General features: G+C 51.4%; 13 protein-coding genes. 10 read left to right on the top strand and 3 right to left on the bottom strand.

Annotation, left to right across the window (positions count from 1 at the left end; genetic code table 11):
• Positions 1-8 precede the first annotated feature (8 nt).
• On the top strand, positions 9-473 hold the full coding sequence (locus tag NEV57_RS12665) for a YybH family protein (RefSeq protein ID WP_257658691.1): 465 nt from the start codon (positions 9-11) through the stop codon (positions 471-473).
• 62 nt (positions 474-535) lie between these two features.
• On the opposite strand, the gene NEV57_RS12660 is transcribed toward NEV57_RS12665, so the two are convergent.
• From NEV57_RS12660 to rsgA, 3 genes are read right to left on the bottom strand one after another with little or no spacing between them, the layout of a single operon-like run.
• A complete protein-coding gene (locus tag NEV57_RS12660; protein WP_257658690.1) occupies positions 536-2,527 on the bottom strand; it encodes a putative porin in 1,992 nt (663 codons plus the stop codon).
• A complete protein-coding gene (locus tag NEV57_RS12655; protein WP_257658689.1) occupies positions 2,527-3,342 on the bottom strand; it encodes a purine-nucleoside phosphorylase in 816 nt (271 codons plus the stop codon). The genes NEV57_RS12660 and NEV57_RS12655 overlap by 1 nt, the downstream gene beginning before the upstream one ends.
• A gap of 24 nt (positions 3,343-3,366) precedes the next feature.
• The gene (rsgA, locus tag NEV57_RS12650; RefSeq protein WP_257658738.1) at positions 3,367-4,287 is read right to left on the bottom strand and encodes a ribosome small subunit-dependent GTPase A; all 921 of its coding nucleotides are present in this window, start codon (positions 4,285-4,287) and stop codon (positions 3,367-3,369) included.
• A gap of 250 nt (positions 4,288-4,537) precedes the next feature.
• Between rsgA and polA the strand changes: the two genes are divergently transcribed.
• The 9 genes from polA to NEV57_RS12605 all read left to right on the top strand — a co-directional run bounded on the left by polA (position 4,538) and on the right by NEV57_RS12605 (position 15,579).
• A complete protein-coding gene (gene polA, locus NEV57_RS12645; RefSeq protein ID WP_257658688.1) occupies positions 4,538-7,339 on the top strand; it encodes a DNA polymerase I in 2,802 nt (933 codons plus the stop codon).
• Between the two features lie 14 nt (positions 7,340-7,353).
• A complete protein-coding gene (locus NEV57_RS12640; RefSeq protein WP_257658687.1) occupies positions 7,354-8,475 on the top strand; it encodes a toxin-antitoxin system YwqK family antitoxin in 1,122 nt (373 codons plus the stop codon).
• Positions 8,476-8,660: 185 nt separating this feature from the next.
• Complete coding sequence (locus NEV57_RS12635; RefSeq protein ID WP_257658686.1) at positions 8,661-9,068, top strand: VOC family protein; 408 nt, start codon at positions 8,661-8,663, stop codon at positions 9,066-9,068.
• 10 nt (positions 9,069-9,078) lie between these two features.
• Positions 9,079-9,918 carry a VOC family protein gene (locus tag NEV57_RS12630; RefSeq protein ID WP_257658685.1) on the top strand — a complete coding sequence of 280 codons (840 nt, stop codon included), beginning with the start codon at positions 9,079-9,081 and terminating at the stop codon, positions 9,916-9,918.
• Positions 9,919-10,102: 184 nt separating this feature from the next.
• Positions 10,103-10,762, top strand: coding sequence for a phosphatidylserine decarboxylase family protein (locus tag NEV57_RS12625; RefSeq protein ID WP_257658684.1), 660 nt, complete (start codon positions 10,103-10,105; stop codon positions 10,760-10,762).
• Between the two features lie 51 nt (positions 10,763-10,813).
• Complete coding sequence (locus NEV57_RS12620) at positions 10,814-11,851, top strand: sensor histidine kinase (protein ID WP_257658683.1); 1,038 nt, start codon at positions 10,814-10,816, stop codon at positions 11,849-11,851.
• A 163-nt stretch (positions 11,852-12,014) separates the two neighbouring features.
• Complete coding sequence (locus NEV57_RS12615) at positions 12,015-12,662, top strand: DUF47 domain-containing protein (RefSeq protein WP_257658682.1); 648 nt, start codon at positions 12,015-12,017, stop codon at positions 12,660-12,662.
• A gap of 59 nt (positions 12,663-12,721) precedes the next feature.
• Positions 12,722-13,732 (top strand): inorganic phosphate transporter, encoded by a 1,011-nt coding sequence (locus tag NEV57_RS12610; RefSeq protein ID WP_257658681.1) that lies wholly within the window; start codon positions 12,722-12,724, stop codon positions 13,730-13,732.
• A 470-nt stretch (positions 13,733-14,202) separates the two neighbouring features.
• Entirely contained in the window at positions 14,203-15,579 is a 1,377-nt protein-coding gene (locus NEV57_RS12605) for an OmpA family protein (protein WP_257658680.1), read from the top strand.
• The last annotated feature ends 81 nt before the right edge of the window (positions 15,580-15,660 follow it).

Genomic DNA, 15,660 nt, shown 5'->3' with positions numbered 1-15,660 from the left:
GCCAGCAAATGGATCAACTCACGCAAGCCACAACCCCCGAAGACATCCCCAGGCTGTTCACCGAAGCCTGGAATGCCAGGCGTGCGGACTGGCTTGCCTCATTATTTGAGGAAGAAGCCGATTTCATTAACGTGGTGGGCATCTGGTGGGAAAACCGGGCGGACATCCAAAAAGCGCATGATTATGGTTTACGGATCATCTTCAACGAATCGACCCTGAAAACCGGCCGGGTCAAGACAAAGCCTTTGGGCGATAGCCATGCGGTGGTCCATGCCCGGATGCGACTTACGGGCCAAACGCCCAAAGCACAGGCAGCGGCAGGTATACGGAATAACCTGTTCTTATTTGTGGTGCGGAAACACGGCGATCACTGGCTATGTGTGTCGGCACAGAATACGGATATCGTGCCGGGAGCTGAAACCCATCTCCGAAACGAAAAAGGGGAGCTTGTACCGGCTGACTATCGGTCGTAATCCCAAGCTTCCTGTTCTCTCCGGTTTAAACACACCGGAAACGAAACCGCAGTACACTTGCATTAATCGTAAAATTTCCATGAAATCCCCACCCGCAGGTTGGCGTTGTTCATCGGGTACCGGCGCACGGTATAATAACCTACCGGCCAGACGTTCTGATTGGCAAAATTATAACTGAGGAACAGGTTGGCCCGCTTGAGTGTAGCCGTCGCCCAGACATCGACAATGGGATAGGTGGAAAACTCAATCCCTACGTTATCATTGTAAAACTGTCCGACGTTAATAGCGTACGACGGGGTACGGAACGGTGTGTTGAACCGCACATCAAAGCCCAGGTTGAAATCGACTACCTTGTACAGCTTGCCGTTGTAGTAAAAGCTATGCCAGGTATACAGCTCAGGGATGGCAAGCACCGCATTATAGTCCGATTTCTGGTACACCGCGTAGTTATCAAAATGAAAGCCGCCAAAGCGGAAGTTCTGTCCCACGGATAGCTGTAATAGGTTGATGCTGTTGTCCAGCTGCGCGGGTTCAATGACACGGAACAGCCGGGGGTCATTTGCCTCATTGGTCACTTCCTGGAAGTAGAGGTGATTAGCAATCAAAAAATACGCAGCCTTGCCCGAAAAACCGATCGCATCGTTTTCATAGGCAAAGGAGAAACTGGTGGTCTTTGTTTTTTCAAAGCTGCGGTCCCACTGGTGGTAGGTGTAATTCACCCGCTCATAAACCCGTTCCGGCGATTTATTCTGGGTATAAGCGCCCAGCTTTATCCGTCCGATGGTTTTGCTCAGCAGAAAATCGGCTTCCGCCTCATACAGGTAATCACCGAAATTCTGCCCCTGTACAATCTGGTTCAGGTCGCCGGTAACGCTCACACGGTCACTGAACCGGTAGCCGATACCCGCCTTCAGTGTGCTGTTCTGCAAAAAAGCGCTGTAACCACGGTCCCGGTACCAGTGCATGTCGTGCCGGTAGCCCACATCGAGCCGGATCTCGTTTTTAACGAACGACAGCGAGCTGCCCCGCAGGTAAAAGCGGTAGCCAAAATCGTTGGTAATGGTAGTCAGCCGCGTGGTATCCTGTGTCAACACGCTTTCGCCAAACGGAAAGGCACCGTAAACATCTTCCTCGTTTTTATAAAATTCAAAACTGCGTGAACGCAGGCGGAAGCTGTGCCACATGCTGTTGGTTGGCAGTATCTGCTGTTCGGGTTCGCCGGCATTGATGGTGTCCAGCCGCCCCACAAACAGGCTCTGCCGGATAAAAATGTTCTGGTCGCGCCAGGTATGCCGTGGCCGCTCATCACGCGTAGCCCGCAGCCGTGTCGACTCGTCATCGCTGGAAGGGCGTTCGCCGTTGCGGAATATCGTGTCTTTGAGGATCGAGCCGTTTTCCGTAGACATCAGCCGGTTAAATACGGCATTGGCCAATAAATTATAGCGGTGGCCCGGTGATTCATACCAGGCAAACAGGGCCGATTTCAGGTCGTTGTACCGCTGGTTGGCGTAATAGCCATCGGCCCGGGTGGCATGGAACTCGCCCCCGACATTGAGCGACGGGTTGATGTTCTGGGTGACCTTTGCCCGTAAAACCTGGTCGTCAAAAAAGAAACCGACATTATACAGTTCCGAGAAGGGCGCCCGTGCCCGGTAGTATTTTACAGAGTCGGGCTGATAAAGGAACCGCTCCAGGCTGTGGAAACCCGGCTGGAAGCCGATGGCTTTATCGGGTACGAAAAGCAGGTCGCGCGTGGCCAGGCCATAACTGCCCAGGTTAATGCTCGGGTTTCTCGGCTGATTCTGCGGATTGTAGTATTGGAAATTTTTATGGAGTGTATCAATCTGGTAGGTGTATGTCCCCCGGTTCATCATGGCCAGCGTAGTATAACGCACGTACCGCGCGGAATAGATGACGCTATCTTCCTTATTATCCTCAGCAGCCCGTGCGGAATCCAGGGCACTGCTCCACTCTTCTTCTACCTGAGCGTGCAGCAGCGTCACGGCTGCGAAAAAAAAACCCAGAAACAGTAGGACACTGCGGACTGATTTCATCACTGCAAAGCTACCAATTCTTTCAATATTAGTGTCATCTTCGGTTCGGCTGCGGCCGCCACTTCCACAATTTCCGCCAGTGATACCGGCTGGAGGGTTTCATGGAAGCCCTCATCGGTAACGACGGAGATGGCGAAAACGGGCAACTGCATATGATTGGCCACAATCACCTCGGGAACGGTACTCATCCCCACAACATCGCCCCCGATCAGCCGCATGTAACGGTATTCGGCCCGTGTTTCCAGGTTGGGTCCGGGAGTAGCAACATAAACCGCCCGGTGTACGCGCAGCTGGTGCTGCCGGGCGATGGCCAGCCCCTGGTCAATAAGCGCCGGCGAATAGGGCCGGCTCATATCGGGAAAACGGGGACCGAACCGCTCGTCATTACTTCCTCGGAGCGGGTTGTCGGGCAGCAGGTTGATGTGATCATCAATAATCGCCAGGTCGCCCTTTAGAATCGCGGGATTAAGCGAGCCGGACGCGTTCGACACAAACAGTTTCCGGATGCCCAGCGCTTTCATGACCCGGACCGGGAACGTGATCTGCTGCATGCTGTAGCCCTCGTAATAGTGGAGACGTCCCTGCATGGCTACTACCCGGCGGCCGTTGAGTGTGCCGAAAATCAGCCGGCCGGTATGGAATTCCACGGTGGAAATGGGGAAATTAGGAATGTTGGAATACATCAGCCGGTGGCTGATGTCGATCTCGTCGACCAGCCTGCCCAGGCCTGTGCCCAGAATAATCCCGGATTCGGGCTCAAAATCGGCGATCCGCTGCCGGATAAATGCCGTGGTTTCTTCTACTAAATGGTACATACCGGAAGTGTTGTATAAACGTGCCTATCCCCGGGTATCATGCTTATGGTAAATACTCAGGTAACTTTCATAACGGCTGGGTGCAATATGTCCTTCTTCCAGCGCCGCCAGTACGGCGCAGCCCGGTTCATTGATGTGCCGGCAATCGTTAAAACGGCAGTCGTTCATCAATTCCCGCATTTCCGGAAAGAAGTGGCCGAGTTCCTGTTGTTCGATATCAATGATACCTAATTCGCGGATTCCCGGCGTGTCGATCAGCTGCCCGCCGAAGGGCAGCGGAATCATTTCAGCAAAGGTGGTCGTATGCCGGCCCTTATCCGACCAATCCGATATATCGGCGGTACGCTGGCCGGCCGCAGGATTAAGTGCGTTGATCAGGGTGGATTTCCCCACCCCCGAATGGCCGGATATCAATGTCGTTTTATCCTTGAGCACCTGCTTGATGATTTCCAGGTTGGTGCCTTCGAGTGCCGATGTCTCGTAACAGGAATAGCCGATGGCGGTGTAAATGGCTTCATATTCGTGCAGCACATCAAGGCCTTCCGCGCTGAACAGGTCCAGCTTATTGAAAATTAACCCCGCCGGAATCGCATAAGCCTCAGCGGTTACCAGAAAGCGGTCGATAAACCCCAGCGAGGTAAATGGCGAGGCCAGGGTTACGACGAGCAGGGCCTGGTCTATATTGGCCGCAATAATCTGCGCCTGCTTGGAAAGGTTCACCGACTTGCGGATCATGTAATTCTCGCGGTCGTGCAGCTGGGTGATCACGGCGGTTGACTGTTCCGGCTCGGGCACAATGGTTACCCGGTCGCCCACCGCCACCGGATTGGTGGTTTTGATGTCCCTGGTCCGGAATTTTCCCTTAATCCGGCACTGGTAAACGCTGCCGTCTTCTGCCAGCACATCATACCAGCTTCCCGTGGATTTGGTAACCAAGCCTTTCATGGTGCCGCGAAGGGGTAATATGCCGTGGATTTTGCCATACGACAAAAATGGTAAATTTTTACATCATCTCATCACTATCCCTATCTTTGTAGCATACCAATACGTCAAATACACGTGAAACCTGCATGAATTGCTATTCGAAAAAAGACAGGAACTTAGCGCAGCGATCTCTTGAACACTGCTGAAAACTGTCAAGAAGTGAAAAACAACTCATGCAAGCTTCATCGTCGTTAAAGAACAAACTACGCTGATGAAAAAACTCTTTCTCCTCGACGGCATGGCCCTGATTTACCGGGCCTACTTTGCGCTCAACAAAACACCGCGGATTACCTCAACGGGGTTTAACACTTCGGCGATCATGGGCTTTACCAATACGCTGTTGGAGGTGTTGAAAAGCCAGCAGCCCACTCATATTGCCGTGGTATTTGACACCATGGCGCCAACCAACCGCCATACCGCGTTTGAAAACTACAAGGCAAACCGGCAGGCCATACCCGAGGACCTGGCCGCGGCCATCCCTTATGTATATAAAATTGTCGAGGGATTTAACATCCCCATCATTTCGATGGATGGCTACGAAGCCGACGACATCATCGGCACGCTGGCCAAACAGGCAGAACAAAAAGCATATACGGTGTATTGCATGACGCCCGACAAGGACTTCGGGCAACTGGTGACTGAACACATCCTGATTTACAAACCGGCGCGGATGGGTAATGGTGCCGAAGTGCTCGGCGTCAGGGAAATCCTGGAAAAATGGGAAATTACCGACGTTTCCCAGGTCATTGACATTCTCGGCCTCTGGGGCGACGCGGTGGATAACATCCCCGGTATACCCGGCATCGGTGAGAAAACGGCCAAGAAGCTGGTGCAGGAATTCGGTTCGGTGGAGGGCATTATTGCCAATGCGCACCAGCTGAAGGGCAAACAGCGGGAAAACGTGGAGACGTTTGCCGAGCAGGGACTGATCTCCAAGCAGCTGGCCACCATCCAGCTGGATGTACCCATTCAGCTGGATGAAGATGCGCTGAAGCTGGGCGAACCGGACAAAGATGTGCTGGAACCGATCTTTGCGGAGCTGGAATTCCGCACATTGGGCAGGCGCGTATTTGGCGATGGGTTCAGCGTGGCTGAAACGCGCTCGGCTACCGGCGCCCAGATGGACCTCTTCGGCAATGCTGCACCGGAGCTTGCCGGCAACCCGGAGGTGGCGGAAGAGTACGTACCGCCCGTTGCCGCCAGGAACATCAACAATACACCGCACGAATACATCCTGGTAGACACACCCGAAAAGCAGGCCGAACTGGTGGCGTTGCTGGCGGCGCAGAAATCGTTCTGCTTCGATACGGAAACCACGGGTACGGACGCCAATGTGGCCGACCTGGTCGGGTTATCATTTGCCACGGAGGCCGGTAAGGCGTGGTACGTGCCTGCACCCCGCGACGAGGCGGGCTGCTGCGCCCTGCTCGAACCGTTTAAGCCGGTATTTGAGCATGAAGGAATTGCCAAGGTAGGACAAAACCTGAAATACGACATGTTACTGCTGGCCCGCTACGGCGTGTCGGTTAAAGGTGAACTGTTTGATACCATGTTGGCCCACTACCTGATCGACCCCGATACCCGCCACGGCATGGATGTACTCGCCGAAAATTACCTGGGCTACACGCCTGTACCCATTACCGACCTTATCGGTCCGCGCGGCAAAAAACAGGGCAACATGCAGGACGTCGACCTGGAAGCAATCACCGCCTATGCCGCGGAAGACGCCGATATCACGCTGCAGCTGAAGACGGTTTTTGAGCCGCTGCTGGAACAGGCGGGGGCTTCAAACCTGGCCCGCGAAGTGGAATTTCCGCTGGTATACATCCTGGCCGATATGGAACGCTGCGGCGTAAAGATCGATGTGGAGGTGCTGCGCGGCCTCTCCGGCTCGCTGGAAAAAGATATTGCCGAGATCGAACGGACCATCTACGCCAAAGCCGGTGTCCGGTTTAATATCGCCTCACCCCGGCAGCTGGGGGAAGTGCTTTTTGATAAACTGCAGCTCGACCCGAAAGCCAAGAAAACCAAAACCGGCCAGTACAAAACCGGTGAGGATGTGCTGCTGACGCTGGCCACGAAAAGTGATATTGTAAAGGACATCCTCGATTTCCGGCAGCTGCAGAAGCTGAAATCCACCTACGTAGATGCGCTGCCCCAGATGATTCACCCGATTACCGGGCGTGTACATACCTCATACAACCAGGCAGTAGCTGCAACGGGCCGGTTGAGTTCAACCAACCCCAACCTGCAGAATATCCCCATCCGTACCGAACGGGGACGCGAGGTGCGCAAGGCATTTATACCGCGCGATGCGGATCACGTGATCCTCTCGGCCGACTACTCACAGATTGAACTGCGGCTGGTGGCCCACATAAGTGGCGACCAGGGTATGGTAGATGCCTTTAACCAAGGGCTGGACATCCACCGGGCCACGGCTGCCCGTGTATATGGCGTATCGCTGGAGGAGGTCACATCCGAACAGCGCAGAAACGCGAAAGCAGTCAATTTCGGTATTATTTATGGTCAGTCGGCCTTTGGTCTTTCGCAGAACCTGGGCATTCCGCGCAAGGAAGCAGCAACCATTATTGACCAATACTTTGCCCAGTACCCCGGCATCAAAAAGTACATGAACGACACCATTAATTTTGCCAAGGAAAATGGCTACGTGGAAACACTGCTCAAGCGGCGGCGCTACCTGCGCGACATCAACTCGGCCAACCAGACCGTGCGAGGCTTTGCTGAACGGAACGCGATCAACGCCCCCATCCAGGGATCCGCCGCCGACATGATCAAGGTTGCCATGATTGCCATCCACCGGGATATCCAGCAACAGGGTCTTCAGGGAAAAATGACCATGCAGGTACATGACGAACTGGTTTTTGATGTTCCGCGCTCGGAAGTATCCCAATTCCGTACCCTGGTGGAAAAACACATGAAAAATGCGCTGACCATGACCGTGCCGGTTGTAGTGGAAATCGGCGAAGGGCAGAACTGGCTCGAAGCGCACTAACCATACCGGCAACTATGCGGACATACCTGCTGTTATATTTATTGGTTACCACTGCTATAACGGCGATGGCCGCCGGCGCGGATACCACCGGCCGGCCGGTTTATTATGAACCGGCGCCGGAGGGCATGCTGCGCTTTTTCTATGACGACAGGTATTACCTGGCAGATAAGGCCTGTTCGTTCAGGGCAATCGAGCGCATCGCTAAATTTGATTTCAACAAGCAGGTATTTGTAGGTGAGTTTGTCGATTTTAACCTGTCCGGGCGCGCCATACTGCGGGGCAATTATGAAAACGGTAAAAAAGAGGGGAAATTTACGGCCTATCACCCGAACGGAGAACGGAAATGGGAAGTGACTTTCGTACAGGATGTTCCCCGGGGCATATGGGCTTTTTACTATCCGGATGGAAAACCCCTGCTTGAACTGGAGTATGGCCCCCGGGGCACCATTATCCGTAATTTCTGGGACACCCGGGGCCGCCAGCAGGTGACCGACGGCAATGGGAAGTATGCCTTTGAAATAGCGGCCGATGGTTACAACGAATATGGCTACGTCCGCTATAACCGGAGCGGGCGGGTTGTTAACGGGCTTCCCCATGGCAACTGGATCGTGGAATATGTGTTTGAGGATGGTGAAAAGGCGGGGGCCGGCCATGAGTATTACCGCGATGGCCAGTTTATACGGGGATATGAAACATTCACCGACGAAACGTTTGACGGCACACCCCGCTACCGGCTATACCCGGTTGAATTTTTCGACCGGGCAACGATCCTAGTGAGTAAAGCCTGTACCATTGATGAGTATTCGGGTTTCACCCAGTACCTGGAAAAATACTTTGAGCGATGGTTTGCCACGGTCAATGCGGCCGCGCTGGCCAGCCAGCGGATCGAACTCGCCATTGCCGTCGATGAAACGGGCACCGCCCAGCGGATTGAGGCCATACAGACGTTTCCAAGCGCACAGTACGCTTCCCTGCTGTTAAGCGCGTGCCATGGCATTGAATTCTGGTTCCCCTCTTATGCGGATGGCGAATATACAGCCGATACCTTAACGCTGACGGCCGAGGTAGCCCCTGACCCGGACGGACAAAAACTGCACTTTTACAATATACAGATCAGGCGCGAAAAAGGGTACTGAACCGGCTATAATCCTAGCCGGATTGCAGGCCAGGGATACACGGCGCATTGCCGACTGCTTCTTTGTCACGGATTACCCCCTGATTTGTCGCATTTCCACCGTGTAATTGCCGTCGACCGGCCGTAATTTTGATCAACATACCACACAAGGTTGCGTGGTTAGTTACTCACCTTTAATCAAAGATCATGAATACACAAGTTTTCATTAACCTCCCGGTAAAAGACCTGAAACGTTCCATGGATTTCTATACCGCGGCCGGGTTCACGAATAATCCGACGTTTACCGACGAGACCGCGGCGTGCATGGTATATTCTGAAGAAATCTACGTGATGCTGCTCACGCATGCAAAATTCAGCCAGTTTACCGGCAAGGCCATTGCTGATACCCGGCAAACCGCCGCAGTGATCAATTCGCTGGGACTCGACAGCCGGGAGCGGGTGGACAATACCATTGAAAAGGTAGTGGCCGCCGGCGGCAAAGAAAGCCGGGAGCCCGACGACTATGGCTTCATGTGGCAACGGAGTTTTGAGGACCCGGACGGCCACCTCTGGGAAGTCTGTTATATGGATATGAGTAAATTTCCACAGGAATAGCAAGAAAATTATGAAAAATGCAATTTATCCCTGCATCTGGTTTGATGGTCAGGCTAAGGATGCGGCCGAATACTACTGTTCGGTATTTGAAAACTCCGGCATCATCGACGACACGCCCATGGTCGTCACCTTCGAGCTGGATGGTGTGAAGTTCATGGGCCTGAACGGCGGGCCGACATTTAAGCCTAATCCCGCGATTTCATTCTATGTTGTGCTGGACAAGGAAGAGCAGGTACAAAAAGCCTGGGAACGCCTTTCCGATGGCGGAATGGTGCTGATGGCGCTCGACAAGTATGACTGGAGCGAAAAATATGGCTGGGTGCAGGACCGGTTCGGGGTGTCGTGGCAGATTAGTCTGGGCGACAGCCGGGCCGTGGGCCAGCGATTCGTTCCGTTGCTGATGTACTGTGGCGAACAACAGGGAAGGGCTGCGGAAGCCCTGCAATATTATACCAACGTATTTAACCCCGCAAAAACAGAAAGCATCGTCCGGTACGAACCAGGGCAGGTAACCCTCGATGCGACGGTTGTACACGCCCGATTCCGGCTCAATAACCGGGTTTTCATGGCCATGGACAGTGCCGTGCCGCAGCCGTTTACATTTAACGAAGGGGTGTCCCTCGTGATTGATTGCGACACCCAGGAGGAAATCGATTATTACTGGGAGCGGCTTACCGACGGTGGAAGCGAAAGCCAATGTGGCTGGCTGAAAGACCGGTTCGGGGTGTCGTGGCAGGTGGTCCCCACCGTATTGGCCGGACTCCTGCAGGACCCCGCGAAATCCGCACGGGTAATGCAGGCGTTTATGCAGATGAAAAAATTCAATATTGAGCAGCTGGTCAATGCGTAGCGTGCCCTGTTCGGAGGAACAGGTGTACGATGGCCGGACAGGCCTGCCCGGATTGTGCACCCACCGGTGCCGGATGTATGGCTATGCGGTGTCCGGATGGTTTATATATGCACCGCCGTCGTGTTGCATATCAAGGTGAATTTAGCTAAGTTTGCTTGGTTAATTTACGGCTTAGCAAAATAAGATGACAATCCATAGAGAAGGGTATACCAGCATTGCCATTACGTTACTGGTAATTTTTGTAAGTAATGCCTTGGTACATTACTTTATCCCGGGCAGCACATTTGTGGTGTGGTTCGTATACCTGCTTTCACTGCTGTTGTTTGTTGCCATATTGCAGTTTTTCAGAAATCCCAAACGGCACATCATACCCAATGAAAACACCATACTCTGTCCGGCCGACGGCAAGGTGGTGGTAATTGAGGAAACAGAGGAAACGGAGTATTTCAAGGACCGGCGGATACAGGTTTCCATTTTCATGTCGCCCGTGAATGTGCACATTAACCGTAATCCGGTAAGCGGCGTCGTTCGGTTTTTCCGCTACCACCCGGGAAAATACCTGGTGGCCTGGCATCCTAAGTCATCAACACTTAATGAACGGACAAGCATTGCGATACAAACCGCGAAGGGCACGGAAGTCCTTTTTCGGCAGATTGCCGGTGCCATGGCAAGGCGGATCGTTTGGTATGTGAGGGAAGGCGACAGTGTCACACAGGGGCAGGAGTTCGGATTTATCAAGTTCGGCTCCCGTGTGGATGTTTTTTTGCCTATCGGTACGAAAGTAAATGTAAAAATCGGGGACCACGTAACCGGCGGACTGACGACACTCGGGCAGTTCGAGTAACAGTGCTCCGGTGACGACATACAACGGGGCATCATATAGCTTCAATACACCATGAGATTCCTCCTGCTTGTTTTTATCAATGCCTGTGCGGTGGGCATATCCATTGCCTTCGTGAACTTTTATTTTCAACGCGACTGGTCCGCTTTCCTGATTTCCTTCGGCATTAGCTTTGCCATCAGCTTCCTGGTGTTTTATTACTTGTTCCAGCGTTACATCTATAATAAAATCAGGCTTATCTATAAGCAGATCCATAGCCTTAAGCTTGGCAAAGACCTAAAGAATGCGCTGGGCGAGAAGATGAGCAACGACCCCATCAATGATATGGAACAGCAGGTGCGGGACTGGGCAAAGGCAAAGGGAAAAGAAATTGAAACGCTGAAAGACCAGGAGCGCTTTCGCCGGGAGTTTCTGGCCAATATTTCCCACGAACTTAAGACACCGCTGTTTGCCATCCAGGGGTATATCGATGCGCTGCAGGACGGCATGCTGGAAGAGGACCCGGAAACAGCCACCCAGTTTCTCGTAAAGGCATCGCAGAATATAGACCGGCTGAGCTTTCTGATTAAGGACCTGGATGCGATTTCCAAACTCGAAAGCGGACAGATCCCCGTCAACTACCAGAAATTCGACATCGTGCCGTTGGTCAGGGAGGTCATGGAATCCATGGACGACCGGGCCCGAGCACATGAAATCACACTCCGCTTCAAAGAGAAGTACCAACGGGCCATGATGGTGAATGCCGACCGTGAGAAAATCAGGCAGGTACTGGTTAACCTCGTCGACAATTCCATTAAATACGGAAAAACACACGGGCAGACCGACATCCGGGTTTACGAGCTCTTCGACACGGTGCTGGTTGAGGTGACCGACGACGGGATCGGCATCGAGGAAAAAAACCTGACACGGGTATTTGAGCGGTTTTACCGGACAGATAAGAGCCGCTCACGGAAAATCGGCGGCTCGGGACTTGGGCTTGCCATTGTAAAACACATCATTGAAGCCCACGAGCAGACCATCAACGCGCGGAGTACGGAAGGTCTGGGCACTACCTTTGCCTTCACACTGGAGAAAGAAAGCCCCGCGATTTAACCCGGTGACCGGTGGTTGTAGCGGCTGGGCCCAGCGACGAGTTTTTTATTACTTTTTTGCGGAAAAAAAGTAAACCCTCCTCCCTTCAAACTTAACAATAAGTAACTTGTTAATTAACGTTAAGTTAACATTAAGGTTATACATTTGCAGAAATATTCCAGTTATGTCGTTAAACAGCATATTCCAGTATTTTGTCCCTAAAGACAAAAAATTCTTCCCACTTTTTGAGCAGGCCAGCAGCAACCTCATTGAAATGGCCCGGCTACTGAAAGAATTGGTAAACCTGCCCGATCTTAGCAAGCGGAAAGAAATCTGCAGAAAAATTGAAGACCTGGAGCATAAGGGCGATGAGATTTCTCATCAGATACACCTCGAATTGGGCAAAAACTTCATTACACCTTTTGACCGCGAAGACATCCATACGCTGACGAGTTCGTTGGACGATGTCGCTGACTTCATTCATGGTGCATCCAACCGGATCGATTTATACCAGGTGGAAAAGATTACCGATCCCATCATTGAGATCGCCGACCTGATTGTGGAAGCGACGGAAGATGTGGCCAAGGCAGTGCATGAGCTCCGCAACCTGAAAAATATTCGCAACATCACCGATTCGTGTGTACGCATCAACAGCGTCGAAAATAAAGCGGATTATATATTTGACAAAGCGGTGGGCGAGTTGTTCCAGTTTGAAAAGGACGCCATCAACCTGATCAAATACAAAGAGGTGTTATCGGCGATGGAAACGGCCACCGACCGGTGTGAGGACGTGGCCAATGTACTGGAGAGCATCCTGGTGAAAAACGCATAAGTGAAGCCGCGGACAATAACGAAGCAACCGAAAGGTTTAATTAACGAAACATACGTCTAATGATTACCACATTACTGGTTATCGTCATCATCCTTGCCATTGCATTTGACTATATCAATGGATTTCACGATGCCGCCAACTCCATTGCCACCATCGTTTCCACCAAAGTACTGACCCCCTTTCAGGCGGTGCTGTGGGCGGCGGCATTCAACTTCGCAGCCTATTTCTATTTCACTGACCATAAAGTTGCCAATACCATTGCCAAAACGGTACTGGAACAGTACATTACCCTTGAGGTGATTTTCGCGGGATTAATTGCCGCCATCGGCTGGAACCTGTTTACCTGGTATTACGGCGTCCCCTCCAGCTCATCCCATACCCTGATCGGCGGATTTGCCGGTGCAGGAATGATGCACGCCTTTATTCTGGGCGACAATGTTATTGGTGCAATCAACATGAAAGCCACGTTGCAGATTATCTCGTTCATTGTCCTGGCACCGCTAATCGGGATGATCATTGCGACCATTATCACATTAATCATCATCAACATATCCAAACGGGCCCGACCGGCCGTAGCCGAATGGTGGTTCAGGAAACTGCAGCTCGTTTCGTCGGCCGCCCTCAGCTTCGCACATGGCGGCAACGACGCGCAGAAGGTGATGGGGATTATTTTCGTGGCCATGGTGGCGGGTGGATATTTGCAATCGGGCGACCCTATGCCGGAGTGGATTCCATTAGCCTGTTATTCTGCAATTGCGTTGGGTACCATGAGCGGCGGGTGGAAAATCGTGAAAACCATGGGCACCAAAATAACGAAGGTAAACGCGCTGGAAGGCGTGGGTGCCGAAACAGCCGGCGCACTGACACTGGGTATTACCGAACACTTTGGCATTCCGGTTTCGACCACGCACACCATTACCGGTTCCATTATCGGGGTAGGTGTGGTAAAACGGGTTTCTGCTGTCCGCTGGGGCGTAACGATCAGCCTTCTTTGGGCATGGGTACTGACCATTCCGGTATCCGCGGTACTGGCCGGTATTACCTTTACCATCATCCATTACCTGTTTTAAAACCGGCCGACGGGTTCTTTGGGATACCGGCAAACCATACTGGCAGGCAAAAACCTGTGTCTATGTATAAAAAAAACAGGGTTTTATAGGAATCATTGCAAATTTATATGTAGTTTTATCGCGTTTTAGCCTTGACTGACCATAAAATTGGACAATTAATGCGTTTGCAGACACGCAGTCGTTTCTTTTTGAGGTGATTATAAAACTGAATGGGCTGATACAATAAGGACAGGGCATTAGTGCCCTGATTTCCCTGAAAACAAACAGCACGCATAAGCTGTTGTATAACAGGCTCATAAACAATAAAGAAAAAAGCGGTTTCAGACAAAAAGAAGCACTTTTTTAAAAAAAGAAGCGCGGAAACAAAAAACTGGAATAGTATTTGCAAATGTTGCGTGAATCAAACTATTGGTTATTTTTGCGAGAAAATTAGACAATTAAAAATTTTTAACCTTTAAAAAAACACGAGTATGAATTATTCTACAATCAAAACGGCAATTGCCTGCTCGCTCGTTGCAGCCCTTGGGTTAGCAGAGACCGCGCAAGCGCAGGAGCCTACTGTATTTGGAGGAAGATCCCAGTACAGAACCTGGACGATCGGTGTGAATGGTGGTTTTACTACGCCATCTGTTCTTGTCGGTGGATCCAACTCATTTGGCAAGGAAGTAGGGTTCGGTGAATACAAATTACGCGAATACTACGGAATTTCCCTTCGCAAGCAATTTTCAAGCTGGTTTGGTTTGGAAGGTAACATCAACCGCGGACGGATCTTTGCACATAACGAAGAAGGTTTGAAAACAACCATCGATCCTTGGAATGCTCCTGGATTACCAGCAAACCTGGATTACGAATCTGCAGAGACTTCTGTTCAATATTCTGCCAGCTTAAACGGTGTGTTCCAATTGGCAACCATCGACTTCCTGAGAAGGGAAAATGCAGTTAACTTCTACGCCAGTGTTGGTTTGGGTCTTTTGGCTTACAACCCTGTATTATACACAGACGCTGATGGATCAACTGGCGAGTGGAACAACAAAGGAAACTGGGGTGCGGATAGCCAAAATGCTGGTGACAACGACTTCAAAAAAGCGACTAACATTCCTGTAGGCGTTGGTATCAAATTCAAACTGTCTGACCGCGTAGCATTGAACTTGGGTTACACCATGAACTTTGTTGACGACAAGACCCTTTATGGTCCGGTTAACAAAGGTGTTAACGATAACTTCTCATACACTTACGGTGGTTTAGAGTTCTCTTTGGGTTCTTCTTCAAAACCAGATCTGACCTGGCATAACCCTGTGTCTACGCTGTATGATGAGTTGAAAGATCCTTCACTGCGTAACGAACTTGAAGCATTGAAACAACGTGTAACTACGCTGGAAGGCTTAGTTGACGAATTGGGTCGTGATTCTGACGGTGACGGTGTATCTGACAAATTTGACAAGTGCCCTAACACGCCTGCCGGTACTCAGGTAGACGGTGCTGGATGCCCGATCAAATTCCCAGAGCCTGAAGTTGCAGAATCAGCTACTTATTCAAACATTCAGTTCGAATTCGACAGCTCTGTATTGAAAACCGAATCTTACTCTACACTGGATCGGTTGTCTTCTGACCTGCGTGAAAGCGGTGCTTCCGTTACTTTAGACGGCCACGCTTCTGCTGAAGGTACTGAAGCTTACAACATGAACTTGTCAAGAGACCGTGCTAACTCAGTAAAACAATACTTGGTTAACTCTGGCGTTGACGCTAACAAAGTCATGGTAAATGCACTGGGCGAATCTGCTCCGATCGCATCTAACGCTACTGAAGAAGGACGTGTCCTTAACCGTCGCGTTGAAATTAAAAAATAAGTAAACCCTTAGTTTACACAAGGTTTTACAAAAGGGCTTCCCACATCGGGGAGCCCTTTTTATTTATTCCTGAGCCTACTC

Source organism: Parapedobacter lycopersici, assembly GCF_024643285.1.
In the GTDB taxonomy this organism is placed as follows: Bacteria; Bacteroidota; Bacteroidia; order Sphingobacteriales; family Sphingobacteriaceae; genus Parapedobacter; species Parapedobacter lycopersici.
Note: the sequence above shows the minus strand (reverse complement) of the source record. Positions and strands in the feature narration are given on the sequence as shown.

What these genes read in the sequence shown, in the direction of transcription:
- NEV57_RS12605 (WP_257658680.1), top strand. Translation starts at nt 14,203, where the DNA reads ATGAATTATTCTACAATCAAAACGGCAATTGCCTGCTCGCTCGTTGCA.
- rsgA (WP_257658738.1), bottom strand. Translation starts at nt 4,287, where the DNA reads ATGAAAGGCTTGGTTACCAAATCCACGGGAAGCTGGTATGATGTGCTG.
- NEV57_RS12625 (WP_257658684.1), top strand. Translation starts at nt 10,103, where the DNA reads ATGACAATCCATAGAGAAGGGTATACCAGCATTGCCATTACGTTACTG.
- polA (WP_257658688.1), top strand. Translation starts at nt 4,538, where the DNA reads ATGAAAAAACTCTTTCTCCTCGACGGCATGGCCCTGATTTACCGGGCC.
- NEV57_RS12620 (WP_257658683.1), top strand. Translation starts at nt 10,814, where the DNA reads ATGAGATTCCTCCTGCTTGTTTTTATCAATGCCTGTGCGGTGGGCATA.
- NEV57_RS12615 (WP_257658682.1), top strand. Translation starts at nt 12,015, where the DNA reads ATGTCGTTAAACAGCATATTCCAGTATTTTGTCCCTAAAGACAAAAAA.
- NEV57_RS12630 (WP_257658685.1), top strand. Translation starts at nt 9,079, where the DNA reads ATGAAAAATGCAATTTATCCCTGCATCTGGTTTGATGGTCAGGCTAAG.
- NEV57_RS12665 (WP_257658691.1), top strand. Translation starts at nt 9, where the DNA reads ATGGATCAACTCACGCAAGCCACAACCCCCGAAGACATCCCCAGGCTG.
- NEV57_RS12655 (WP_257658689.1), bottom strand. Translation starts at nt 3,342, where the DNA reads ATGTACCATTTAGTAGAAGAAACCACGGCATTTATCCGGCAGCGGATC.
- NEV57_RS12635 (WP_257658686.1), top strand. Translation starts at nt 8,661, where the DNA reads ATGAATACACAAGTTTTCATTAACCTCCCGGTAAAAGACCTGAAACGT.
- NEV57_RS12660 (WP_257658690.1), bottom strand. Translation starts at nt 2,527, where the DNA reads ATGAAATCAGTCCGCAGTGTCCTACTGTTTCTGGGTTTTTTTTTCGCA.
- NEV57_RS12610 (WP_257658681.1), top strand. Translation starts at nt 12,722, where the DNA reads ATGATTACCACATTACTGGTTATCGTCATCATCCTTGCCATTGCATTT.
- NEV57_RS12640 (WP_257658687.1), top strand. Translation starts at nt 7,354, where the DNA reads ATGCGGACATACCTGCTGTTATATTTATTGGTTACCACTGCTATAACG.